Annotated in this window: 19 protein-coding genes and 1 pseudogene; 3 read left to right on the forward strand and 17 right to left on the reverse strand. The window is 54.9% G+C overall.

Going from position 1 to position 24,338, the window contains the following annotated elements:
* Nucleotides 1-37: 37 nt before the first annotated feature.
* Both lplT and aas read right to left on the reverse strand, forming a co-directional pair.
* Nucleotides 38-1,231 (reverse strand): lysophospholipid transporter LplT, encoded by a 1,194-nt coding sequence (gene lplT, locus K6K13_RS17425; protein WP_222161161.1) that lies wholly within the window; start codon nucleotides 1,229-1,231, stop codon nucleotides 38-40.
* 17 nt (nucleotides 1,232-1,248) lie between these two features.
* Nucleotides 1,249-3,405 (reverse strand): bifunctional acyl-ACP--phospholipid O-acyltransferase/long-chain-fatty-acid--ACP ligase, encoded by a 2,157-nt coding sequence (gene aas / locus K6K13_RS17430; RefSeq protein WP_222158103.1) that lies wholly within the window; start codon nucleotides 3,403-3,405, stop codon nucleotides 1,249-1,251.
* Between the two features lie 688 nt (nucleotides 3,406-4,093).
* Here aas and K6K13_RS17435 point away from each other — a divergent pair.
* Complete coding sequence (locus K6K13_RS17435) at nucleotides 4,094-5,761, forward strand: methyl-accepting chemotaxis protein (protein ID WP_222158104.1); 1,668 nt, start codon at nucleotides 4,094-4,096, stop codon at nucleotides 5,759-5,761.
* Nucleotides 5,762-5,807: 46 nt separating this feature from the next.
* Here K6K13_RS17435 and K6K13_RS17440 read toward each other — a convergent pair whose 3' ends face one another.
* The 5 genes from K6K13_RS17440 to K6K13_RS17460 all read right to left on the reverse strand — a co-directional run bounded on the left by K6K13_RS17440 (nucleotide 5,808) and on the right by K6K13_RS17460 (nucleotide 10,345).
* Complete coding sequence (locus K6K13_RS17440; RefSeq protein WP_222158105.1) at nucleotides 5,808-6,263, reverse strand: GNAT family N-acetyltransferase; 456 nt, start codon at nucleotides 6,261-6,263, stop codon at nucleotides 5,808-5,810.
* A gap of 49 nt (nucleotides 6,264-6,312) precedes the next feature.
* Complete coding sequence (locus K6K13_RS17445; RefSeq protein ID WP_222158106.1) at nucleotides 6,313-7,080, reverse strand: FCD domain-containing protein; 768 nt, start codon at nucleotides 7,078-7,080, stop codon at nucleotides 6,313-6,315.
* Nucleotides 7,081-7,205: 125 nt separating this feature from the next.
* Nucleotides 7,206-7,523, reverse strand: a complete 318-nt coding sequence (locus tag K6K13_RS17450; protein WP_222158107.1) for a PTS sugar transporter subunit IIB — start codon at nucleotides 7,521-7,523, stop codon at nucleotides 7,206-7,208.
* An 18-nt stretch (nucleotides 7,524-7,541) separates the two neighbouring features.
* Nucleotides 7,542-8,978 carry a glycoside hydrolase family 1 protein gene (locus tag K6K13_RS17455; RefSeq protein ID WP_222158108.1) on the reverse strand — a complete coding sequence of 479 codons (1,437 nt, stop codon included), beginning with the start codon at nucleotides 8,976-8,978 and terminating at the stop codon, nucleotides 7,542-7,544.
* 20 nt (nucleotides 8,979-8,998) lie between these two features.
* Nucleotides 8,999-10,345 (reverse strand): PTS sugar transporter subunit IIC, encoded by a 1,347-nt coding sequence (locus tag K6K13_RS17460; protein ID WP_222158109.1) that lies wholly within the window; start codon nucleotides 10,343-10,345, stop codon nucleotides 8,999-9,001.
* Nucleotides 10,346-10,558: 213 nt separating this feature from the next.
* On the opposite strand from K6K13_RS17460, the gene K6K13_RS17465 reads away from it, so the two are divergent.
* Nucleotides 10,559-10,879: a PTS lactose/cellobiose transporter subunit IIA gene (locus K6K13_RS17465; RefSeq protein ID WP_222158110.1), complete on the forward strand. Its 321-nt coding sequence runs from the start codon at nucleotides 10,559-10,561 to the stop codon at nucleotides 10,877-10,879.
* 21 nt (nucleotides 10,880-10,900) lie between these two features.
* Here the strand turns inward: K6K13_RS17465 and K6K13_RS17470 are convergent, their stop codons facing one another.
* The 9 genes and pseudogenes from K6K13_RS17470 to K6K13_RS17510 all read right to left on the reverse strand — a co-directional run bounded on the left by K6K13_RS17470 (nucleotide 10,901) and on the right by K6K13_RS17510 (nucleotide 21,970).
* A complete protein-coding gene (locus K6K13_RS17470) occupies nucleotides 10,901-12,055 on the reverse strand; it encodes a CdaR family transcriptional regulator (RefSeq protein WP_222158111.1) in 1,155 nt (384 codons plus the stop codon).
* Nucleotides 12,056-12,349: 294 nt separating this feature from the next.
* Nucleotides 12,350-13,792 (reverse strand): pyruvate kinase, encoded by a 1,443-nt coding sequence (pyk, locus tag K6K13_RS17475; RefSeq protein WP_222158112.1) that lies wholly within the window; start codon nucleotides 13,790-13,792, stop codon nucleotides 12,350-12,352.
* Between the two features lie 30 nt (nucleotides 13,793-13,822).
* A pseudogene (locus K6K13_RS17480) lies at nucleotides 13,823-14,975 on the reverse strand (glycerate kinase).
* A 16-nt stretch (nucleotides 14,976-14,991) separates the two neighbouring features.
* A complete protein-coding gene (locus K6K13_RS17485) occupies nucleotides 14,992-16,305 on the reverse strand; it encodes a GntP family permease (RefSeq protein ID WP_222158113.1) in 1,314 nt (437 codons plus the stop codon).
* Between the two features lie 495 nt (nucleotides 16,306-16,800).
* Complete coding sequence (gene lysA / locus K6K13_RS17490; RefSeq protein ID WP_222158114.1) at nucleotides 16,801-18,063, reverse strand: diaminopimelate decarboxylase; 1,263 nt, start codon at nucleotides 18,061-18,063, stop codon at nucleotides 16,801-16,803.
* Nucleotides 18,064-18,171: 108 nt separating this feature from the next.
* The gene (locus tag K6K13_RS17495; RefSeq protein ID WP_222158115.1) at nucleotides 18,172-19,164 is read right to left on the reverse strand and encodes an ABC transporter ATP-binding protein; all 993 of its coding nucleotides are present in this window, start codon (nucleotides 19,162-19,164) and stop codon (nucleotides 18,172-18,174) included.
* Nucleotides 19,165-19,198: 34 nt separating this feature from the next.
* A complete protein-coding gene (locus tag K6K13_RS17500) occupies nucleotides 19,199-19,951 on the reverse strand; it encodes an ABC transporter permease (protein ID WP_222158116.1) in 753 nt (250 codons plus the stop codon).
* Between the two features lie 20 nt (nucleotides 19,952-19,971).
* Entirely contained in the window at nucleotides 19,972-20,814 is an 843-nt protein-coding gene (locus K6K13_RS17505; RefSeq protein ID WP_222158117.1) for an ABC transporter permease, read from the reverse strand.
* 85 nt (nucleotides 20,815-20,899) lie between these two features.
* Nucleotides 20,900-21,970, reverse strand: coding sequence for an ABC transporter substrate-binding protein (locus tag K6K13_RS17510; RefSeq protein WP_222161162.1), 1,071 nt, complete (start codon nucleotides 21,968-21,970; stop codon nucleotides 20,900-20,902).
* A gap of 453 nt (nucleotides 21,971-22,423) precedes the next feature.
* Here K6K13_RS17510 and K6K13_RS17515 point away from each other — a divergent pair, with 453 nt between their 5' ends.
* A complete protein-coding gene (locus K6K13_RS17515; RefSeq protein WP_222161163.1) occupies nucleotides 22,424-23,347 on the forward strand; it encodes a LysR family transcriptional regulator in 924 nt (307 codons plus the stop codon).
* Nucleotides 23,348-23,355: 8 nt separating this feature from the next.
* On the opposite strand, the gene K6K13_RS17520 is transcribed toward K6K13_RS17515, so the two are convergent.
* Nucleotides 23,356-24,267 (reverse strand): LysR family transcriptional regulator, encoded by a 912-nt coding sequence (locus tag K6K13_RS17520; protein ID WP_222158118.1) that lies wholly within the window; start codon nucleotides 24,265-24,267, stop codon nucleotides 23,356-23,358.
* Nucleotides 24,268-24,338 lie beyond the last annotated feature (71 nt).

Genomic DNA, 24,338 nt, shown 5'->3' on the forward strand with positions numbered 1-24,338 from the left:
TTCATTTCCTCAGCCATTACCGCCATGTCGTCTATCCTTACGCTCCACCGGTTGAATGTCGCGCACGCGCCGTCGCCACCCACAGCACCACAATACTTAAGGCAAATAATACGCCAAACCCGACGCCAATGCCGAGAACCGGAACGCCCAGTTTCACCACCAACGAGTAGAGGCCCAGCATCAGCAGCATCGCGGTATTCTCACCCAGGTTTTGTACTGCAATGGCGTTACCCGCCCCCACGCTGATACGTCCTCGCTCTTGCAGCAGCGCATTAAGCGGCACGATAAAAAAGCCGCCCAGCGCACCGATAATCACCAGCAGGCCATAGGCGCCTATCAGGTTGGTCTGCAAGGTAAAAAAGACCACCGCAACGCCAATCAGCACCCCAGCAGGTAGGCAACGGCGCACGGTGTTTAGCGTAATCAATTTGGCCGCCAGCGCCGCACCCAACACAATCCCCACCGCCACCATAGCATTGAGCAGCGTCGGTGTAGCGTTGTCCGTAATACCAAGCGCCAGTGGCACCCACAGCACCAGCAGAAAGCGCAGCGTCACGCCCGCCCCCCAAAACAGGCTGGTGCCGATCAAAGAGAGCCGGGCATCACCGTCACGCCACAGCGTGATAGCCGCAGAGAAGAAGCCTTGCGCCATGCGTTTCGGATGCCAGGAGGTGCCCGGTCGCGCCGCTTTCAAGCGTGGGATCATCAGGTTCGCCGCCAGCGCAATGCCATAGGCCAACGCACAGGCCCCCAACGCCAGATACAGGTTCCAATCAGCCAGCACGCCGCCTGCGACCGAACCAATCAAAATGGCCGCAATGGTCGACGCTTCCATTAAACCGTTGGCTTTCACCAACTGATCGCCGTGGGTGATTTCGCCAAGAATGCCGTATTTAGCCGGCGAGTATGCCGCCGCCCCGACGCCAACCAACGCATAGCCGAGGAATGGGTTGCCCCCCACGCAGATCGACAGGGCACCCAGCAGCTTCAAGGCGTTGGCGAACATCATCACTCGCCCTTTGGCAAAGCTGTCGGCCACTTGCCCAACAAAAGGGGCCAACACGATATAGGCCGCCACAAACCCCATTTGCAGCACCGGCTGGCTCCACTCGGGATAGAGCAACGATTTGATCAGTGCCAACGTGGCAAACAGCAGCGCATTATCGCCAAAGGCGGAGAAAAACTGCGCAACGATGACCGCATTCATACTGCGCGACAGCAGCGGCGGCATGGCTCCTTGCGACGAACTCACTCTGCGCCCTCCGGCTGCTCTGCCATCTGGCGCAGCGTCACGAAATCCGGTTTGCCACTGCCCAGAAGGGGCAGTGCTTTGAGCACGCGAATGTCACGCGGTACCGCCAGTTCCGGCACGCCGCTGCTGCGCGCTTGCGCCAGCAAACGCTCGCGGGTCAGCGTACTGTCGGTGGTAAACAGCACTAACGCTTCCCCTTTGCTGCTGTCGCTTTTCGCGCTGGCAGCATGCTGTTTGTCCGCTGAAACCTGCAGCGCCAACTGTTCCACGCTCTCCAGCGAGACCATCTCTCCGGCCAGCTTGGCAAAGCGCTTCACCCGGCCCACGATGGTACAAAAGCCCTGCGCGTCCACATCGACAATATCGCCAGTGTCATACCACCCTTCTTGGCGCTCACCCTCGGCATTTTCCGCCACCGGGCGCTCCAGCACGCCGGGGTTTTCTACCCTCAGGTAGCCTTTCATCACATTGGGGCCACGCAATTGCAACCGGCCGCCGCGCTCGATGCCCGGCACCGGAATCAATCGGAATTCAATCTCTGGCAACAAGCGCCCTACGGTGTGCACCTTTGCCGCCATTGGGACGTTGATCGCCACCACCGGTGCGCATTCGGTAACGCCATAGCCTTCAAGGATGCGGATACCGAATTTATCCTGCCAAACGTTACGCACATTCTCAGACAGCTTCTCCGCCCCGGCGACCACGTAGCGTAAGCGAGCAAAATCATAAGGATGTGCCACGCGCGCGTAGTGCCCCAAGAAGGTGGAGGTGCCAAACAGCACGGTACAGTTCTGATCGTAAACCAGCTCAGGAACGATACGGTAATGCAGCGGACTGGGATAAAGGAAAACCCGCGCGCCGGTCAGCAACGGGGTAAATAAACCCACGGTCAAGCCAAAGGCATGGAACAGCGGCAGCGCCGACATAAAGCGATCGCGCGGAGTAAAATCCGCCACGGTACGAATCTGCTCGACGTTCGCCAGCAGGCTGGCGTGGGAGTGCACCACACCTTTCGGGTTGCCTTCAGAACCGGAGGTAAACAGGATCATCGCCGCATCATCTGGCTGATGCGGCACCATGGCGCGCACCGGGAACAGCAGGTGGAAGAAAATCCACGCTTTGTCAGCCAGGGTTACCGTGCCCTTCAAATCTTCCAGATACACCCAGTTGGCCTCTTTCACCTGCTCCGGCAGGTGGGTCAGTTTCCCTTTTTCCAGAAACTGACGCGAAGTGACGATGGTTTTGATTTCCTCCGCCAGCATCGCGCTCTTAATGCCTTTTGCCCCCGCCGTATAGTTCAACATGGCAGGCACGCGGGCGCGCAGCGAAGCACCGAGAATGGCCGCCGCCGTCACCGTGGCATTGGGCAACAGCAGGCCGACGTGCTCTTTCTCCCGGGTAAAACGTTGCAGAATGCGCCCAACGCCAAGGGACTTTTTCAGCAGCCCTTGGTAACTGTCTTCACTGAAAGCGATATCTGCGATGGACGGCGAGCTGTAGCCATAGCGCTGGCAGGCAGAGAGAAACGCCTGATACAGCGTCTGGCGCGGGCGCGTTTCCATACGCGCGGCCATCATGATGCGATGCAAGTGCTCACCCGCCAGCTCGCGCCGTTCACGCGCGCTACCCGCCACTGGCATCGGTAAGGTGGTCGGCGGCAAATAAGAGAGAGTGACCTGTGGGAAAAGGCGTTGCTTAAACGTACCTTTCAGGCGACCAAACGGGCTGAACGCAATGCCTTCGATGCGCACTGGCACCAGCGTCGCACCCGATTTTGCCGCAACAAAGGCAGCACCGCTGTAGATCTTCATCAGAGAGCCGGTCACGGTGATACGCCCTTCGGGAAACACCACCACCGGGCGCCCCTGCTCAATCACTTTGATAAGTCCCTTGATTGCCAACGGCTTGGTCGGGTCGAGCGGCACAAAATCGATATAGGGTTTCAGGAAACGCATAAACCAGCGATCGTTGATGCTGGAATAGACGGCAAACACTGGCTTAATCGGCAAAAACAGCGCCAGCAGCACACCGTCTAAAAAGGATTGATGATTTGGCGTAATCAGCAGCTTTGATTGTTTAAATACCGCACTATCGCCTTCAATCCGTATGCGATACAGGCGCTGGAACAACCAACGCAGCAGGGTGTATATCATTCCTTCTCCCATAGTCAGGCCATCAGCGTGCCGCAAGCAGGCTGGCCCTTCACAGTTAAACGACCACATAAAAACGGCGGGACATTCAAACTACTATAGCTATCAGACGAGTGTCAGGGCAACTGTGCCGCATGCATGATGCGGAAATAACGAGAAAAAATAGGAAAAGCGGGGAAGTGAACGGCAGGCAAAAAAAAACCTAAGCATCCGCGTAGGTTGGTGCAATTTCATGGTTCAATGTACTTCTGCGATTTACTCGACAGAGTCCATCGATTTACCACCAATCAATACCTCTGGGATGGTCTACTCTAGAGACTCGCCCTGGATGAGGCCAGTGGACAATCGCAAGAGTTCTGCTCTAAGTGCAACCAACTGTAAATTTCTGCCGAGTCATGTAAAGTCGGCCGCCCACATTGTGATAAAAATCCCCTTCCGGCCTAAAACGTGATCTACATCTCACGCTGTTCGGCCCAGTTTGCCGATAGCTATCAGGCGTTGCTCGGTGGATTTCTGGATGCAGTTGTCCTGGTAAGGGAAAACAGCACTGCATTTTACAGGAACAAATAACCACACAAATAACGTGTATTTAGGCGCTTTTTTCAACGGAATTATTTCCCACTCACGCGCTACTATCAATCACGCTTGCATCGGGCAAGTTCATAAAATCGTATAAAGGTTATGGAAAATAATGAAGAATTATAAGATTGGCACCAGGCTCGCTGGGGGATTCGGCTTGCTGATCCTTTTTTCTCTGGTCATGTTGGTCTCCGGGGTATACCAACTGAAACAAATCTCAAGCAGCACCGCCTGGATGATGCAGGCACCGTTGCAGAAAGAGCGTCTGGCGGCAGACTGGCACGGCGCGCTGGTGGCAGGCGTACAGCGTAGTATGGCCGTTGCGATGAGTGACGATCCGGCGTTGGCTAAATTGTTCGAAGCGGAGAATGTCGCCGCGAGCAAAGAGAGCACCAAACGTCAGGATGCCTTTGCCAGCCTAATCTCGACGCCCGAAGAGAAGGCCCTGTTCGATAAGCTCGGGGAATTCCGTCAACGCTATCTGGACAAGCGCAACGCGATCACTGCCGCCAAAAAAGCCGGTAATATGGAACAGGCCAAGCAACTGTTCGAAAATGAATTTATGTCCGCCTCGCGCGGCTATCTGGCCAGCGTAGAAGCGTTGAGCGAACACCAGCGCAGCGCCATCGATGAGATGGGCAAAGCCATCGACAACAGCGCACACAATGGCTATCTGTTTCTCGGGGTGATCGGTCTGCTGATCGCCGTGGCCGGCGTGCTGATTGCCTGGGTATTAACGCGCAGCATTGTGCATCCGTTAGCGCGCGCCGTACAGGCGACACAAGCGGTAGCCGATGGCGATTTAACCCATGACGTCCGGCCGGAAGGGCGCGATGAAGCCGCGCAACTGCTGCACGCCCTGCACAACATGACCCAGCGCCTGCGTAATATCGTGGGTGAAGTGCGTGAAGGCTCCGAATCCATTGCCGGAGCGTCAGGGCAACTGGCGGCAGGCAATATTGATCTCTCCAGCCGCACCGAAGAACAAGCCAGCGCGCTGCAAGAAACCGCGGCCTCGATTGAACAACTGGCTTCGACCGTGCGTCAAAACGCCGACAACGCCAAACAGGCGAATCACCTGGCGCAATCCACCGCCGGTCAGGCGCAAGCGGGTGGACAGTTGGTGACGGACGTGGTGAAAACCATGGGTGCTATCGATGCATCGTCGAAAAAGATCGTTGATATCATTGGCGTGATTGACAGTATCGCCTTCCAGACCAACATTCTGGCGTTGAACGCCGCCGTAGAAGCCGCCCGTGCCGGTGAGCAAGGCCGCGGTTTCGCCGTGGTCGCCAGTGAAGTGCGTAATCTGGCACAGCGCAGTGCAGGTGCCGCCAAAGAGATCAAAGAACTTATCGACCATTCCGTGCAAACGGTGGAAGCCGGTAATCGTCTGGTTGAACAGGCCGGCGAATCGATTGTTGGGATCGTTAACGGTGTGCGTCAGGTGAGCGATCTGGTCGGTGAAATCAGCTCCGCCAGCCAGGAACAAACGCTGGGCATTGAGCAGGTTAACGTGGCTGTCAACCAGATGGAAACCACTACCCATCAGAACGCCGCATTGGTCAATGAGGCTTCGGCGGCAACGCAATCGCTGCAACAGCAGGCGGCACAGTTGGCGCGTACCGTCAGCATTTTCCGCCTTAGCAACCGGGAGACCAACGCCGCATTAGCGACTAAACCGCTGCCTGCGGCGGCATCGAGTGCGCTTCTGCTCAAACCGGCTCTTGGTGTCAGCAAACCTGCCGCAGACAAAGAAGGGGATTGGACATCGTTCTGATGTGATGCCTGACTACGATCGCCTTCCGGGGCGAGCTTTCTTGGGTTTATACCAACGCCTGATGATAGAGCCGTACCGGTTTGGCTGGGTATTCCAGCCCGTCACCGATGTAGTGCCAGCCCATTTTTTCGTAGTAACCGCTAAAGGTGGCATACAGATAGAGTGATGAAAAACCGGCATGACGACTATAGGTCAACACGTGCTGTTGCAGCGTTTTACCTAATCCTTTATCCCGATAATTTTCATCGACATACAGAGCAGCCAACCAGGGAGAGAGATCCTGGCGACTTTGCAGATCGCACAGCCACAGCCCTACCGTGCCCACCAGTTGCCCTTCATCCAGTGCTATAAAGGTCAGAGGCAGCCCCTCGTGCCGTATACTGCTTTGTACAATGCTGGCGAAAAATTCACGCCCATTGTGGCGATCGAACGCCTGCCACAGCCAGTCCGTCACCTGCGCCTGATGGTGCGGATGGGAGGCTAAAGGAACAATCTCAACCATAACCCAGCAATCCTGATACGGGCGCAACGCGAGCGCCCAACATAAAGATTCAGACCAGTTTTCCCTGAAAAATCGGTACCGAATCGAAAAGATAACCATCAAATTCTGGCGCATCCGCATCGGAAATCGCCATCAGCGTACTTTTGACGTTTTCCAGATGCTCCCACATCGCCTGATAGGCACCCGGTACGTCGCGTCGGCGCAGCGCGGCCAGAATAGTCTGGTGGTCCGCCAGCCATTTCAGACGATAGCCGTGTTTGCCAACGTGCGCATAAAGCTGCTGCCACAGGGGATTATCGTCACGGCAGGTCCAGATATGGCTGACCGATTCCAGCAGCATCTGGTTTTGCGTCGCGCCGGCAATTTGCAGATGAAAAAGCTTGTCGTAATCGCTGCGGTAGTCGTTTGCCGCAATCGCCGCCTGCTCTTTTTCCAGCGTAACGCGCAGATTTTCAATATCGGCACGGGTCGCCATACGTGCGGCAAAGGCCGCAATGTTACTCTCCAACAGTTGGCGGGCCTGTAACATTTCAAAAGCACCAATGCGGTGATGCGCCTGACTCTCTTGCGTTTCTTCATCGGGGATGCAGAGCACGTAGACACCCGATCCCTGACGAATATCAACGGTGCCTTCCAGCTCCAGCATCAGCAGCGCTTCACGCACAATGGTGCGGCTAACGCCGTAGGTTTCGGCAATGTTTCTTTCCGGCGGCAGGCGCGACCCGACCGGGAATTTTCCCTGCTGGATTTTCACGCGCAGATCGCTGCCGATCTCCTGATACTGTTTCTTTTCTTGCAGAACCACATCTTTTGCCACACATTCACCCTAGCTACCGCAGCCCAACAAATAACGCGCACGTTGACCAGATGCCACCGTGTCAGAGTACGACGGCACACCGGTTAACAACAACGCGCGGCATGCCGCGCGTCAGGATATTGTGGCTAGTTTACCAAACTCAGCGCCTGATCGAGCACTTTGGCACCATTTAATGTGCCATAAGCCACAGGGTCGATCACGGCAATCGGCACCTGATAGCTGTCAGTCAGCTTTTGATTTTCAGCCAGTTTGAAGCGAACCTGCGGCCCCAGCAATACCGCGATGATATCCTGACCGTAATCTTGCAGCTCCTCACGCAGATTTTGTTCAGGAATGGCGTAAATTTTCAGTTCCAAGCCGCGCGCCGTGGCTTCTTTCTCCATTTTCGTCACCACCAGCGAGGTGGACATGCCCGCCGAGCAGGCCAACACAATGCGTTTCATGGCGAATCTCCTTGGGTGCTATTTGTCTTCATCATCCAACATAAGGTTGAGCGTACGCGTGTCGCGCAGTTGCCGGAACCAACCTGCCGAGGCCTTCGGTCGACGCGCCCGCTCCTGCTCAAGATCGATCTCAATCAGGCCATAGCGGTTTTTAAACGCATTCATGGGGGAGACGTTATCGGTAAAGGCCCACAGCATATAGCCCTGACAGTTTGCCCCCTCTTCGCGCGCTTTCAGCGTCCAGTAGAGGTGTTCGGCAATAAAATCGATACGGTAGTCATCCTGAATCACACCGTCGCTGTTTTTAAAGCGCGCCTCGTTCTCCACCCCCATGCCGTTTTCCGCCACAAACCAGGGAATATTGCCGTATTCCTGCGTCATACGTTGCGCCATGTCATAAATGATTTTGGGCTGAATTTCCCAACCTCGGGAGGGATTCATGCGGCGTCCCGGCAAGGCAAAATGCTCATAGTAGTAGGCGGGGTGAAACGGCGTATCGGGATGCCATGTACGCTCCGGCGCTTTCACCCGGTGTGGGAAGTAAAGATTGATACCCAGTTCATCCACCCGATTATCACGGATGATCGCCAACTCATCATCGGTATAGGCCCATTTAACCTGATGTTTCTCCAGCAGTGTCAGCAGCTCTGCCGGGTATTCGCCCTTCACCGCCGGATCGAGAAACACACGATTGAAAAACAGGTCGTAGAGGCGCGCCGCCTCAACGTCGTGCGCGGCGTGGGAGCGCGGATAGGTCACCTCCGGATTGAGGATAGTGCCGATACGCCCACCGTCGCGATCGTGGCCATTGGCACGAAAACAGGCGATAACTTTCGCTGTCGCCAAATTTTTGTGGTGATTCCACTGCATCCAGGTGCCGGTGTTCTGCTCATAGGGATAACGCTCAGCGTCCAGATAGACACGGGTTTGCACTACAATCGGCTCATTGAACACAAACCAGCGCTTCACCTTGTGCGCATAACGGGCAAACACTGCCTGTGCGTAGGTGACAAACCACTCCAGCACCTGCTTCGATGCCCAGCCCTGATATTTCTCCATCAGAATAGCGGGCAGCTCGTAGTGTTCCAGACACAGCATCGGGGTAACCCCCTGCCGCAGCAGCTCATCGATGACGCTATCCACATAGGCGGCATAGGTTTCATCGACGATACCCCGCTCATAATCGAGCATAAAGCGCGACCAGTTGATCGAGGTGCGGTAGTGCGTCAATCCGCACTGTTTCATCAACGCAATGTCTTCACGATAGCGGTGATAAAACTCGGTGGCGCGCGCCGGACCATAACCGTTATGCCAGACCTGGCGATCCTGCTTGTACCACAGGTCCAGATAGGAATCCTGCCCTGCACGCTTTCCGCTCCACCCTTCGGTCTGCCAGGCGGATGCCGCAGCGCCCAGGATAAAATCCTCAGGGATGGTGACAGTGACCTTACTCATCGTTCAGCTCCTCACTCTGGTTATTTGCCCGCCGCGTTAGCCTGCTGCGCCGCCTGCTCCGCTTCCCGCTGCGCCAGATCAGCACGACGTGATGCCACCTGCACGAAAGGCAGATAGATCAGGGTGGCGGTCAGAATGCACACCAGCTGCGTCACTACCGCGCCCATGGAACCAGCGGTAGAGAGCCAGGCGTTGATGATGGGCGGCGTGGTCCAGGGCACCATCACCACCGCTTTACCGGCAAAGCCCATGCTGGTGGCAAAGTACCCGATAGTGCCGGTAACCAACGGCGTGATGATAAAGGGAATCGCCAGGATCGGGTTCAGCATGATAGGCATACCAAAAATCACCGGCTCATTGATATTGAACACACAGGGGCCAAAGGAGATCTTGGCGATCTCTTTCATTTCCCGCCGTTTAGAGGCAATCATCACCGCCAGCAAAAGTCCGATGGTCAGCCCGGAACCCCCTATACTCATATAGACGTCCCAAAAGGGCATGGTGATGATATTGGGGATCTCTTGCCCCTGCTCAAACGCGGTCATGTTAACCGCGATCGCCCCCAGCAGCAGCGGTTCGCGGATCGGTTTGATCATCTGATTACCGTGGATACCGATAACCCAGAACAGTTGCGCAACGAACATCAACACTAGCAGCCCTGGCAGACTCTGAACCACCGACTCCAGCGGCTGTTGCACCACTTTGTAAATGGCGTCATACAGGTGCATACCGGTAACCGCGTGGAACGTGAAGCCGAGGGTGGCAATGAACGTCACGGTGATAATGCCGGGGAGCAACGCCGAAAACGATGCGGCGACGTTAGGTGGGACGCTGTCCGGCATTTTGATGCGCAAGCGGTCTACTTTTTCCAGCTTGCTGTAGATCTCCACCGAGAGGATGGCAATAAACATGCCGAGAAACAGGCTTTTGGTATCCGAGAACTGTCGCGCCAGCACGTCTTTGACCGGCACCGTTTGTCCGTTCACCACGATATCGATGGTGGTGGGCGTAATCGAAATCAGGCAGATCACCGCCAGCAGGCCGGGAAACAGGCTGCGTGAGCCGTTAATGCGCCCCAGTTCGATCCCAATCAGAAACACCGCACCAATGGTCAGAAAATTAAGCGTGGCATAATTGATACCGCTCATGATGGGTTTGAGCGGTGCCAAAAAAGAAAACATCGCGAAACTGGCCAAACCATTTTTCGGATCGAGCACCATGTTGGAGATCAACACGGAAAAGGCACCGACGATAATCACCGGCATCAGGGTAATAAACGAGGCCTTGATGGCCATAATATAACGCAGGCTATTGAACTTATTGGCAAAAGAACCCAATGCGTCAATCACTTGGTCCTTGAATGACATAACAGCACCTCATCACAATGGTTGTGTCGTGCGGGACAGCGCCCCAGATAGCCGTTACGCGCAGAATGCATACCGCTCATCGCGCATGTGCGTTTGGCATACCAAAATTCGACCAAGATGCGTTATTTTTCTGTGACAACACTCCCACAAACCAATATTGGAATTCCAATATGATGATCAACGCAAAATTTGGCATACCATAAGGGGCTAAAAATGACGATCGAGATGGAAACCACCGTAATGGAGTTGATCATCAATGCCGGAGAAGCACGTTCTCAGGCCATGATGGCCATTCAAGCAGCACGCCAACAGAAGTGGGAACTGGCCACCGCATCATTAGCGGCCGCTCAGGACGCAGTGCGAGCCGCGCATCTGATCCAGACGCAACTGATTGGGGAAGATGAAGGACAAGGAAAGATACCGGTCAACCTGATCCTGGTACATGCCCAGGATCATCTGATGACAGCGATGTTATGTCGCGATCTGGCTGAAGAAATTGTGATGCTGCGGCGGGAGTTCGCCGGTGCTGCCTGAGCTGCATACCGTTACGCGGCGCTAGTCTTGATCCAGCTGTGCCGCCACGTAGAGCAGAAACCGATCCTCAAAACTCGCCAGATTCAGTCCGGTCAGTTCAGCAATGCGCCGCAAGCGGTATTCAAGCGTATTTTTGTGAATAAACAGCGCCTTGGCTGTCTCACCGGCCTGCTGATTATGGCGAAACCAGGTATGCAAGGTTTTTCGAAACACCCCGTTGCCGTCATTCGCTTTTAGCCGCTGCAACGGGCTTACCAGCTCTGCCGCTTGCCAGCCATCGCGCAGACTGTCGAGCAGCACCGGCAGTTTGATGTCCTGATAGCAGAAGCAGTGCACATCGGGCATCCGCTGTTTGCCTACACTGATGGTGGTTTTCGCCGTGTGGTAAGAGCGCACCACGCCCCCTTCCTGCGGGAAAAAGTTACCCAGTGCCAGACGAACTTTAAGCGGGCTGCCCTGCTGCAAACGCTGATAAAGCTGTGCCATGCGGCGCTTGTGCTCTTCGGGCTCCCAGCGCTCCGCGTGCAGATAGGCGGGTTTCAACACCACCATTTCGGTGAGTGACACAATCGCCATCAGATCATCTTTACCGGTTTCCATCAGCAGAGACTGCAACTGCTGCAATTCGCTCATTGCCGTGCTGACACCGAGCTGGCCGCTGTCCAACTCCACCACCATGGCGACGCGCGGCAATGCCAGATCGACCCCCAAACGTTGCGCCCACTCCTGCATGGTGGCGGAGTAGTTATCATTGCGCACCATGCTCAACACCAGCTCTTCACGCAAGCGGCTGTTTTGCGCCAGCAGTTGCAGCAAATGAGCCTGTTCCAGCATCATTTCCGCCGTCATGCACACCAACTCGCCAAATTGCAGCAGCCCATCGGGATCGCCAGTCAGGCCAATCACACCGACGATTTGGTTATTTAACCGCAGCGGCAGGTTCAGACCGGGCCTGACACCGTGCAGCGTATGCATGGAAGCATCATCAATCGATACCACCCGTTGCTGACTGAGCGCCAATAGCGCCCCTTCGTGAATTTCGCCAATACGTTCGCGATCGCCGCTGCCAATAATTCGGCCTCTGGCATCCATGACGTTGATATTACAGTCAATAATTTTCATGGTGCGTTCAACGATCGAATAAGCTAATTTCGCGTCGAAATCATAATCTGTCATTTACAATTCCCCTGGTGCAGCGCAAAAATATTTCACCAGCAGGAAATAACCCGCATGTAAATACGCCACATCAATAACCACTGCCTTTTGTAATTTAATAAAGTTATTTATACCAACCCGATTATTATAAAGGGAAAGGAAAATAACGTTATTTCATAACGTGCCTTGCCTTTTATTTCCGTTTAAAAATAAAGACTTCAACAGCGATAAAAAAATAAATCATGAATATAGACACAAGAAATTAATGCGATACATCGCCGCCATAGCCAACCGACGGCGATGATCGTCACGCGCTTATTCCACGATGCAAATACGACAGGTATTGGTACTGCCAATTTGTCCGACGCTGTCACCCTGCGTCAAAATGACGCGGTCACCGGTCACAATCGCGCCGCGCGCTTTCAGCAGTGCGATGGCATCCTGCGCCGCGCCCAGCCCTTCGGCACGGCCGTTGAACGGCAAGGGCGTAACGCCGCGATACAGCGCAACCTGATTCAGCGTTTCGGCATGACGCGATAGCGCATAAATCGGCAAACGGGAGCTAATGCGAGACATCATGCGGGCAGTGCGACCTGACTCCGTCATCGCGATCACGGCTTTAACCCCCTGCAAATGGTTAGCCGCATACATCGCAGACATCGATGCCATCTCTTCAACATTGGTAAACTGCACGTCGAGGCGGTGTTTCGAGGTGGTGATGCTCGGGCTACGCTCAGCCCCCAGGCACACGTTCGCCATCGCCGCTACCGCTTGCGCCGGATAGCTGCCTGCGGCAGTTTCCGCCGATAGCATGACCGCATCGGTGCCGTCCAACACCGCATTGGCAACGTCCATTACTTCAGCACGGGTCGGCATCGGGCTGGAAATCATCGATTCCATCATTTGCGTCGCAGTGATCACCACGCGATTCAACTGACGCGAGCGCTGAATCAGGCGCTTCTGGACGCCCACTAGCGCGGCATCACCAATTTCTACGCCCAAATCGCCCCGTGCAACCATGATGACGTCCGCCGCCAGGATCATATCATCCATGTTTTCTGGCGTGGCAACGGTTTCTGCGCGCTCCACCTTGGCAACAATGGCCGCCTGACAGCCCGCTTCGCGCGCCAAACGACGCGCATAGCGTAAATCGTCCCCGGTGCGTGGAAACGAGACCGCCAGAAAATCTACCTTCATTCTGGCTGCCAGCAGAATATCTGCCTTGTCTTTTTCCGTCAGCGCTTCGGCTGAAAGCCCACCGCCGAGCTTGTTGACGCCTTTATTATTGGAAAGGATTCCGCCTACGGTGACGGCGGTGATGATTTTTTCGCCCTCAATGCGCACGACACGCAGTTGAATACGGCCATCGTCCAGCAACAGAATATCGCCTGGCACCACATCACGCGGCAGCGCCTTATAATCGATGCCAACCTGAGTATTATCGCCCAGGCCTTTTTCCAACAAGGCATCAAGAATAAAGGTATCTCCAACATGCAGAAATACTTTACCTTCTTTAAAGGTTGATACCCGAATTTTCGGCCCTTGCAAATCGCCCAAAATAGCCACTGACTTACCCAAACGCTGGGCAATAGCACGAACCTGTTCCGCACGCGCAATATGATCGTCTGCCGCACCGTGCGAGAAATTAAAGCGGACTACGTTAGCACCCGCGCTAATTATTTTTTCCAGATTATTATCGCGATCGGTTGCCGGGCCGAGAGTAGCAACAATCTTGGTGCGCCGAAGTGTTTCAGTCATATTTTTTCCCTTTTTATTACTGGCGCTTAATTATGCCGCCGCTTTTTTCAACAGGCGGCCAATATTCTCGCACGCACGTTCCATATTAATCGGGCCATCTTTCAGCAGCGCTTCAATATTGTCTGCGCGCGGAATAATGCCGAAAATGGTGTCGATGCCTTCGCCGTACAGCGCTTCAACACCTTCGCCAACGCAGCCGGATACTGCAATAACCGGTACGCCCTGTGCTTTGGCGGTTCTGGCAACGCCGTAAGGGGTTTTACCGAACTTGGTTTGGTAATCGATACGCCCTTCGCCAGTAAAGCAGAAATCCGCACCGGCCAGTTTGTCACTCAGCCCGCTGAATTCGACGACAATATCAATGCCTCTACGCAGTGTGCATTGGGTGAAAGCCATCAGCCCCGCGCCCAGACCGCCCGCCGCGCCGGCACCCGGCACAGTGGCAATCTCTTTGCCCAACTGATTGCGGATCACCGCCGCGTAATGCGCCAGATTGTTATCCAACTGTGCGACCATCTCCGGCGTTGCCCCTTTCTGTGGGCCGAAAATCGCTGATGCCCCCTGCTCGCCGCACAGTGGGTTGGTGACATCACAGGCAACCTGAATATCCACCTGTGCCAGGCGGCTATCCAACCCGGAAAGATCGATATGATGCAAACGATCCAGCGCGCCGCCGCCGCGCGGCAGCGTGTTGCCCGCTTCATCATAAAAACGCACGCCCAGCGCTTCTGCCATGCCTGCGCCACCATCATTGGTTGCGCTGCCACCGATGCCCAGAATGATTTTCTTGATGCCTTTGTCCAGGCAGGCGCGGATCAGTTCACCGGTGCCGTAGGTGGTGGTCACCAACGGGTTTTTGGTGTCGCGGTTAACAAATTGAATACCGCTGGCAGACGCCATTTCAATCACGGCAATCTCGCCGTTCCCCATGATGCCGTAGCTGGCCTCAATCGTTTCTCCCAACGGCCCGGTCGCGTTTAACGCATACAGCGTGCCTTCGGTCGCATCAATCAGCGACTGGGTGGTGCCTTCGCCGCCATCCGCCATCCGCCATGGGAACGTGCACGAAATTCGCTTCGGGGAATACCTTACGCAACCCTTTTTCCATCGCGTTACACACTTCTTTCGCCGTCATGCTCTCTTTAAATGAATCGGGCGCTAATACAAACGTTTCTTGTTTCATTGTGGGTTGCCTCAAACTAAAGAATAAAGCCGTACAGCACGGTAGCGACAAGGGTCATGGTGCCACCGACAATCGCTTCGTAGGGCAGCAGGCCCATACGCTGTCTGATGGTCATGTTCATGCTCTGCGCTGTGACGTGGAAATAGTTGCCCTGCGGCAAGGAGTCGATAACGGTCGCCCCGGTGTGTACCATGACCGCAGAGGCAATCGGCGCAATGCCGATAGTGGCGATAGCATTACCGAAGGTTCCGGTCGCCAGAATGGTCCCGGTGGAGGTGGACGCCGTGGCTGCCGCCATCAAAATACCGGAGATAGGTGCCAGGAAGGTGCCGGAAATACCCATGATGTCAATCAGTTGTACCACCTGGGCAGACAGGTTGGAGGCAGCGATCAGGCCTGCAATTGCACCCGCACCAATCAGGATAAGCACGGTCGCAGTCATTTTTTCCAGACCGGAAGCGGTATAGGCAATCACCTTGTGCTTTTGCCCCATGGCAATCAGACCGACGATACCGGCGATCGGCAATACATACAGGGCATCCAGCTTGAACGCGGTCAGCGCGCTGATGTGAAAAATGGAACCAATCGGGTTAATCATCAATAAGATAACGGCAACCGCTGGCGCGACGATGGCTTTACCCAACGTGGGGTAGGTTTTGTCATTCTTCGCGCTCTGGGTGCCGTAGGCAGCGGCGGCTTCTTCACCACTTACCATGATCCCTTTATTTTTCAACATTGAGGCGACAACGACAGTAATAATCAACCCGAATACGGCAGGAATAAAACCGGCGATCATCACATCGCTTAAATTCAGGTGAAAACCGTTTGCTGCGGCAATAGTATTGGGGTTCGGCGATATAATATTCCCAGCTTTACCGCCGCCGGAAAGCGCCAGTAATAATGCCAGTTTGGAAATACCCATTTTATTACCCACCGATAACGCAATGGGTGCAACAATTAATACGGCAACGGGGATAAATACGCCCACCGCAGTGATGATCATGGTGGCCAGTGCCAGCGCTAAAATCGCTTTGCTCTCCCCCATCTTCCTCACAATGGCCTGAGCGATGGTTTCTGCCGCGCCCGATTCCATCATCACGCCAGCCAGTACCCCCGCAGCCAGCACGCGGATCACCGTACCCATCACACTCTGCGTGCCAGATGTCAGCAGGCCGATGGTCTGTTCAAGATTACCACCGCCGATCACCGCACCGAGAATGGCGCCGAGGAACAAGGAATACACCGGATTAATTTTTTTCAGGATGAGCGCAATGGCAATGAAAAGACCAATCAACGCCCCGTACCATGCCAAGGGTTCTATGGTATGCATAATGAGACCTCTTATATTTTATATGTCTTCGACAATAGGGTGCTAATGCAAATACATTCCTGGTGGAATCTGCATTATTTAATGTGGTAATAAATTACGCCGTTCTAAATAGCTTTCTTTGGGAAGAAATCAGAACCGATAAATAATTCCTTATCACATGCTCTTATGGATTGAAAATTATTCTATGACTTGGCAATAAAATAACCTATGTGTCGCAACACGAAAAAACTGGGCATTTGTATAAATATTTTTGTGTCGCAGAACAAGAAAGCGAGAGGTTTATCACATTGCAGGGGAGAAGAGCCGCATTCCTGCGGCTGAAGTTCCTTTTCGGTATGTCCGGGTTTCCCGGCGAATCATGACGAGGGGCGCCCCGGCGGCTTACGCCGCTACGACCCCATCGCCGCACTTCACCTAACAACGCACTGCGTCAGCGGTCTGGGCCGCATCCCTGCGGCTTAGCGTGGCGTCATCCGAGACCTCAATACCACGCGGTTACAGCGCTTCAAGCGCCAGCAATTCTTCGATGGTTTGGCGGCGGCGAACCAGGCGTGCTTCACCGTTTTCGAACAACACTTCCGGCAGCAGGGGGCGGCTGTTGTAGTTGGAAGACATAGAGGCACCGTAAGCCCCGGTGTCGTGGAACACCAGATAATCGCCGACCTGAACCGCAGGTAACGCCACCGTTTCCACGCCGCCGCCAGCCTGTTGCGTAAACACATCACCGGATTCACACAATGGCCCTGCCACTACCGTATCGCGCAACGTTGCGCCAGCGAGAGAACGCTCATCTGCCGGCAACAACGAAATGTGGTGATAGCTACCGTACATGGCGGGGCGCATCAAATCGTTAAACCCGGCATCCACCAACACGAAGTGACGGCTACCCATATTTTTGACGGCGCGCACCTGCGCCACTAAGACGCCAGATTCCGCCACCAGAAAACGTCCCGGTTCGATTTCCAGCGTTACGGGGTGACCAAGGTGCGTCTCAATACGCTGACGCGCTGCGTGCCACAGGCCAAAGTAGTGCTCAGTATCAATAACCGGTTCACCCACGCGATAAGGAATGGAAAGCCCGCCGCCTGCGGAAATGGCCTTAACATCCTGACCAAACTCAACCACCTGACGCACCATGGCATCACACACTTGCTCCAGATGGCCGTAGTCCACGCCGGAACCGATATGCATATGAATGCCGACCAGCTTCAGGGAGTAGCGTTGGATTTGTGCCAACGCCAGCGGTAAATCGGCATACCAGATACCGTGTTTGCTGTTCTCACCGCCGGTGTTGGTTTTCTGGCTATGGCCGTGACCAAACCCCGGATTGACGCGTAACCACACCGGGTGACCCGGCTGGGCTGCCCCCAGTTGCGCCAGCATATCCACTGAACCGGCATTAACCGGAATATTCAGTTCCACCACACGTGCCAGCGTCGGCGTGTCCAGCATGTCAGCGGTGAACACAATCTCATGATCTGCCGTACCCGGCACAAACCCGGCCACCAGAGCACGCTCAATTTCCCCCAGCGATACCGAATCCACTTTTACACCTTGTGCCCGCATCAGACGCAGAATATGGGTGTTGGAGCAGGCTTTTTGCGCAAAACGGATGGTGTCAAACTGACGGAGCTGTGCGATACGCGCCACAATGGTGTGCGCATCATACGCCCACACCGGGCATCCAAAACGAGCAGGTAATTCACGCAGGCTATGCGCGTTAAGCGCATGGGTAAGGTCATTCAGATCGTGCGGCATAGGGTTTCCGTGCAACAAAAAGGGAGCAATGACCACACGGTAACGGGCTACACCGATTTAAACAAATATCGTTTTTCGCATACTCTATTCATACATGATATGGATTGGCTAAGCCACTTCACGCAGCGCGTCAGCCGTAATATGCACGCCCACCATACTGCCCGCACGGTACAAATCGCCCGGTGCACGATTCAGTACATCCACAGCCAGCTCTACGCCATTCACCACGATACGGTATCGCACCACGTTCCCTAACAGGCTGTGGTTAAGGATCTTCCCAGCAATGCCCTGTTCAGGCACACCCAGCGTGATGGATTCAGGGCGAAGTGCCACCTGACCGGTGAAGTGTTCTCCCGTTAACTGTTGTGCCTGCGCGGCACTTAGCAGGTTATAGCTGCCGATAAAACTGGCGGCAAACAGATTGGCAGGCTGGGTATACAGCGATACCGCATCGCCATCCTGTACAATTTCCCCGTTGTTCATCAGCACGATACGATCGGAGAGCGTCAGCGCCTCTTCCTGATCGTGGGTAACAAAGATGGCCGTCAGGTTCAGTTCACGCTGAATGCGACGGATTTGTTCACGCAGGTGGCGACGAATACGGGCATCCAGCGCGGAAAGCGGCTCGTCCAGTAACAGCAAACGTGGGCGCGTCACCAACGAACGCGCCAGCGCCACACGCTGACACTGACCGCCAGAAAGCTGATGTGGATAACGGTGGGCAAATTCATTCAATTCCACCAGCGCCAGCACCTCGGCCACCCGCTGGCGAATCTCCCCTGCGCCGAGCTTCTGCATTTTTAACCCAAACGCCACGTTCCCTTCTGCCGTCATATTGGGGAACAGCGCATAGTTCTGGAACACCATGCCAATGCCGCGCTTTTGCGGAGATACCGGCACAATATCCTGCCCCTGTAATAAGATCTGTCCGCTGTCCACGGGCGTCAGACCAGCCAGACAGCGCAACAGCGTCGATTTGCCGCAGCCACTCGGCCCCAGCAGGGTAACAAACTCCCCCTCTGCCGCTGAGAAATCGATATTGTGAAACACCTTGGTTGGACCATAGTGTTTATTAAGCTGTTTTACATCAAGATAGGGCATATCAGGATTTCTCCCGGTTAAGGATATTGGCCAGTCAGGTCACCAGCAGCACGACGAGGAAATAGGAGATCACCAGCGCACTGGTAAAGTGCCCGCTGTCATTACGTTTGTTGTAGAGATACACCTGCAACGTTTCAAAGCGGGTGCCTACCAGCAGGTTGGCAAACACAAACTCGCCAATCAGGAAAGAGAACGAAAGCAATACCGCGATCATCACGCCTTTACGCAAATTAGGCAGCACCACCCACAGCGCCGCTTGCCAGGTACTGGCACCCAATAAATGCGCCGCATCGAGCAGCTCTTTGAGGTTAATCGCCTGAATGTTGTTGGAAATGGCGCGATAGATAAAAGGCAGCGCAATAGCAAAGTAGCAGCCGATCAAAATCCAGGGCGTGCCGGTAATCGCGAGTGGGCCTGAGGAATAGAGCTGCAACAATCCGACAGAAGAGACCACCGGTGGCACCGAGAACGGCAGCAAAATCAGCACGTTCATCACCCCATCCAAACGCGGAAACCACCAGGCGATGACAAACATCGCGGGCAACACCAGCAGCAGTGAAAACAGCAGTGCGCCAAAACAGATCAGCAGCGAATGGCCCAGTGCCACCAAAAACCGGCCGTCGCCCCACAGGGCAATAAACCACTTTAGCGTCACGCCGTTGGGCAGAATGGTGGCGCCCCACTCTGTCGCCAGCGCATAGCCCAAGGTGGCGAGCAGTGGCAACAGCAGAATCAGCAGCACCAGTAATACCACCGTCTGATGGTAGCGCCGTTCAAAGGATGACATGGCAGCCTCCGGTCAGGGGATTACGGCGCAGCATGGAGATAACTCCGCCGCAGCAACCACTGGTGGACAACGGTAATCAGCGCCATCAGCAGTACCAGCAGCACGGAAAGCGCACTGCCAAGATTAGGATCCAGGGTGATATCCCCAGCAACCAGCGCGGCAATACGTATCGGCACCACGTTGAAGTTACCCGTTGTGAGCGCGTAAATAGTGGCGTAAGCCCCGAGCGCATTGGCAAGCAGAATAACAAAGGTGCCGAGCAGCGCGGGGGTCAACACTGGAATGCCGATGTGCAGCCAGAAGCGCCAGCGTGGTGCGCCCAGCAACGCCGCCGACTCTTGCCATTCCGTGCGCAGCCCGTCAAACGCGGGATAGAGCAACAATATCCCCAGAGGGATCTGAAAATAGGTGTATATCAGGATCAAGCCGTCGCGGGAGTAAATGTTGAACCCCTCGATCACGCCATATTTTTTCAGCAATAAGGTAAAAAAACCGTTCAGCCCCACCATAATCACGAAGGCAAAGGCCAGCGGAACACCCGCAAAGTTGCTGGTCATATTGGCAAAGGACAACACGAAGCGTTGCAAACGCCCCGTCCCCAGTTGGCGCAACGAGTAGCCGCCAATCAGGGCGATAATGACGCCATAGAAGCTGGACCAAAACGAGATATACAGTGAAAAACGGATCGCCTGAAGATAAAACGGCGAAGAAAGGATATCGGTATAGTTCGCCAGCCCCCACGCCTCTTCCGTTTGGCTGTAAAAGCTGTTCACCAGGATCCAGATAAGTGGTGCTATCTGGAACGCAAAAAAGACGGCAAAAAACGGCAACAGGATCCCTGCAACCAGCCAGTTTTTTCTCACGCGTTATCCTCCCTCTGCGGCGTGGACCAATACGGCCTGTGCGCCTCCTCTCCGTATCCGGACAGGCTGCGCACAGGAACAGGCTTTACTGCTTCATATTGATAATCACGTGCTCTTGCCACTGACGCGGCAACGTTTTCACCGTTTTATCCCAGGCCTCGCCGTCAGCAATCGGGCGCACGCTTTTGTACTGTTCTTCCGGCAACAGTTTAGCTTTCACATCATCCGGCAACGTGATGTGCTGCGCACGAATCGGACGCGCATAGCCACATGCCAGATTGATCTGCCCGGCATCAGAGAAGATGTATTCACGAGCCAGCTTGGCCGCGTTGGGGTTTTTGGCGTATTTATTGATGATGGTGGTATAACCGGAGATCACCGAACCATCGGAAGGGATCAGCACTTCGAAGCGATCTTTGTTGATTTTGTCGCGGTAGTTCAGGCCGTTGAAATCCCACACCACGCCAACCTGCACTTCCCCTTTTTCGATATTCGAGATCACCGGATCGGTAACGCCAAGACGCCCCGCTTTCGCCAGCTTGCCAAAGAACTCCAACGCCGGTTTCAGGTTTTTCTCGTCTCCCCCCAGCGCAAAGTTGGCAGCCAGTACGCCGCTTACCGCCTGCGAGGCGGAGTTAACGTCACCAATGGTCACGACGTAATTGCCTTTAAGCAAGTCAGCCCAGCTGTGCGGGATCTCTTTCACCTGCTGTTTATCGATAATAAAGGCGATAGACCCGGTATAAGCCAGTGCCCAATGCCCGTCTTTATCTTTAGCCCAGTCAGGCACCTGTTCCCAAGTAGTCGGTTTATAGGGCTGGGTTACCCCTTTTTGCGCCGCAATCGGCCCGAACGCGGCACCTACGTCACCGATGTCAGCACTGGCATTCTCTTTTTCAGCCGCAAACTTGGCGATTTCCTGCGCGGAAGACATATCAGTATCACTGTGCTTCAAACCGTATTGGGTAGAGAGATCCTGCCAGGTGTCTTTCCAGTTGGCCCAGCTGTCCGGCATCCCTACGCTGTTTACCGCGCCTTCAGCCCGCGCAGCTTTTTCCAGTGCTGCCAGATACTGCGCCAACACCGGGGCGGAAACAAAGGCGATTGAGGAGAACAGTGCGCTACTGATTAACACGGAAGACAACAATTTCTTCATCATGATGCTCCTGATTTTATAGGTTCGCGACGCTGGTGTTAGCCAGCAATAACTACGCCAATTCAGCACAGCGGGATGAAAGTTATATGTCAGGTGTATGACAACCGCATGTCCGCGCAAGGTGGGACGAGAGCATACCCATCGGGCCAGGCTCGACATTCCCCGTCATGGTGCACATTGCGCGATACCGGTGTTTGATTCTGGTGAAATACGCCTGCACGAAGTGCAGTAACCCGATGATAGTTCAGCCTCATGGCTTCATCCATCCAGAGGCCGTGAACCACAGTGATAACATTACCGTCATGTGACATTAACCGCAGAAAATGTGCCTCACGATTGATTGAACAGCCAGCAAGCGCGATTCCCTCCGCATTTGGTGAAAAAATAAATAAATCCCGGTTAAGCTATTCATTTATGATATCGGTTAGCAAGGCAACCACGACTGAGGCGATGATGCCGACCATTTCACTGCGCCACATTGAAATTTTTCATGCCGTCATGACCACCGGTAACCTCACCGAGGCCGCCGCGTTGCTCAACACCTCGCAACCCACGGTCAGCCGTGAGCTGGCACGCTTCGAGCATCTGGTGCAAATGCCGTTGTTCGAGCGGGTGCGCGGACGTCTTCACCCTACGGCGCAAGGACTGCAACTGTTCGAAGAGGTGCAACGTTCTTACTACGGGTTGGATCGCATCATCAATGCCGCGCGCGACATTCGGCGTTTTGAACAGGCACAGCTTTCTATCGCCTGCCTGCCAGTGTTTTCTCAATCCTTGCTCCCTAACGTATGCAAGCCGTTGCTGGACAGCTATCCCTCGCTCAGCCTGCACGTCATCCCTCAGGAATCGCCGCTGCTGGAAGAGTGGCTGTCAGCACAGCGCCACGATCTTGGTCTGACGGAGAACAGCGTGACGCCCGTAGGCACCGAGCGCCATACCCTGCTCACATTGAACGAAGTGTGCGTGCTTCCCGCACAGCACCGTTTAGCCGCGCGCCAGAAACTGACGCCGGAAGATTTTCGCCATGAGCGATTTATCAGCCTTTCAAGCAGCGATAGCTATCGCCAACTGCTAGATAAACTGTTTGATAGCGCCGGGATAGCGCGTGATATGGTGCTGGAAACCCACAGCGCGGCATCGGTGTGCGCCATGGTGCGCGCTGGTGTTGGTATTTCTATCGTCAATCCGCTCACCGCGTTGGATTACGCCGCCTCCGGCGTGGTGGTGCGTCCGTTCAGCGTTGCGGTGCCTTTTACCGTCAGCCTGATTCGCCCGCTGCACCGCCCAGCCTCCGCGCTGGTGGATACCGTGATCGCCCATCTAACGCGTTATACAGCAGGCATTGCCGCGCAACTGGACGCGGTGCTGGTGCGCTGAGTGGCCCACTATTCCGCTTGCAGCGCCAGCCAGCGCGGCTCATGAGCGAACCAGTGCACCAAGAAGTCCAGCAATGCGCGCAGCGCAGGCGGCATATGCTGACGAGACGCGTAGATGCCGTAAATGCCCATATCCTGCGGTCGATACTCTGTCAGCAGCGGCACCAGTGCGCCGCTGGCAAGATAGCGCTGAACCGAGTAGCGCGGTTGCAGAGTGATACCGGCCCCTTCCAGCGCGCCGGATAACAGCACCAGCGATTCGTTGCCGCTCAAGTTGCCGCTCACGGGTACGGTAACCGGCTCATTATCATGGGTAAAATTCCACAGACTTTTGCCAAAGTAGGTGTAGGTCAGGCAGTTGTGCAGCGAAAGATCGCTCAGTTGGCGCGGCATCCCCTGTTTTGCCAGGTAAGTGGGCGCGGCGCACAGCACCGAGGCACATTGGCCGAGTGGACGAGCAATCAGGTTGGGATCGAGCGCATTGGTGATGCGCAGTGCCAAATCGATGCGATCTTCCACCAGATTGATCGCACGGTTATTCATCTGCATATCCACCGCTACGCGCGGGTGGCGCTGCAAAAATGCCGTAATTGCCACGCCCAGTGCTGTTTGCCCAAGCGATTGCGAGCAGCTGACGCGCAGCAGCCCACCGATAGACGCCACATCCGAGGCGTTTTCCACCCGCATATCTCCCGCCAACGCCAGCATCTCACGACAGCGTTGCAAGGTTTTTTCACCCGCATCGGTTAAACTCAATTTACGCGTGGTGCGATGCAGCAGACGTGCCTGCGCCCAGGTTTCCATCTCGTTCAGGTAGCGGCTCACCATCGCGCGCGACATATCCAATAGTTCGGCGGCAGCGCTCATGCTTCCCCGTTCAACAATAGCGACAAATACTTCAGCAGCAGTGATGCGATCCATGATTAGCTCGATTTATGCAACAGAGAAGCCACCATTTAGCCATTTTTATTACGATAATTGCAACTTAAGAT

The organism is Symbiopectobacterium purcellii (assembly GCF_019797845.1).
Classification (GTDB): Bacteria; Pseudomonadota; Gammaproteobacteria; order Enterobacterales; family Enterobacteriaceae; genus Symbiopectobacterium; species Symbiopectobacterium purcellii.

What these genes read in the sequence shown, in the direction of transcription:
- lysA (WP_222158114.1), bottom strand. Translation starts at nt 18,063, where the DNA reads ATGCCGCACGATCTGAATGACCTTACCCATGCGCTTAACGCGCATAGC.
- K6K13_RS17495 (WP_222158115.1), bottom strand. Translation starts at nt 19,164, where the DNA reads ATGCCCTATCTTGATGTAAAACAGCTTAATAAACACTATGGTCCAACC.
- K6K13_RS17435 (WP_222158104.1), top strand. Translation starts at nt 4,094, where the DNA reads ATGAAGAATTATAAGATTGGCACCAGGCTCGCTGGGGGATTCGGCTTG.
- K6K13_RS17500 (WP_222158116.1), bottom strand. Translation starts at nt 19,951, where the DNA reads ATGTCATCCTTTGAACGGCGCTACCATCAGACGGTGGTATTACTGGTG.
- K6K13_RS17455 (WP_222158108.1), bottom strand. Translation starts at nt 8,978, where the DNA reads ATGAGTAAGGTCACTGTCACCATCCCTGAGGATTTTATCCTGGGCGCT.
- K6K13_RS17460 (WP_222158109.1), bottom strand. Translation starts at nt 10,345, where the DNA reads ATGTCATTCAAGGACCAAGTGATTGACGCATTGGGTTCTTTTGCCAAT.
- K6K13_RS17515 (WP_222161163.1), top strand. Translation starts at nt 22,424, where the DNA reads ATGCCGACCATTTCACTGCGCCACATTGAAATTTTTCATGCCGTCATG.
- K6K13_RS17510 (WP_222161162.1), bottom strand. Translation starts at nt 21,970, where the DNA reads ATGAAGAAATTGTTGTCTTCCGTGTTAATCAGTAGCGCACTGTTCTCC.
- aas (WP_222158103.1), bottom strand. Translation starts at nt 3,405, where the DNA reads ATGATATACACCCTGCTGCGTTGGTTGTTCCAGCGCCTGTATCGCATA.
- K6K13_RS17470 (WP_222158111.1), bottom strand. Translation starts at nt 12,055, where the DNA reads ATGACAGATTATGATTTCGACGCGAAATTAGCTTATTCGATCGTTGAA.
- pyk (WP_222158112.1), bottom strand. Translation starts at nt 13,792, where the DNA reads ATGACTGAAACACTTCGGCGCACCAAGATTGTTGCTACTCTCGGCCCG.
- K6K13_RS17450 (WP_222158107.1), bottom strand. Translation starts at nt 7,523, where the DNA reads ATGAAACGCATTGTGTTGGCCTGCTCGGCGGGCATGTCCACCTCGCTG.
- K6K13_RS17485 (WP_222158113.1), bottom strand. Translation starts at nt 16,305, where the DNA reads ATGCATACCATAGAACCCTTGGCATGGTACGGGGCGTTGATTGGTCTT.
- K6K13_RS17440 (WP_222158105.1), bottom strand. Translation starts at nt 6,263, where the DNA reads ATGGTTGAGATTGTTCCTTTAGCCTCCCATCCGCACCATCAGGCGCAG.
- K6K13_RS17520 (WP_222158118.1), bottom strand. Translation starts at nt 24,267, where the DNA reads ATGGATCGCATCACTGCTGCTGAAGTATTTGTCGCTATTGTTGAACGG.
- lplT (WP_222161161.1), bottom strand. Translation starts at nt 1,231, where the DNA reads ATGCCGCCGCTGCTGTCGCGCAGTATGAATGCGGTCATCGTTGCGCAG.
- K6K13_RS17465 (WP_222158110.1), top strand. Translation starts at nt 10,559, where the DNA reads ATGACGATCGAGATGGAAACCACCGTAATGGAGTTGATCATCAATGCC.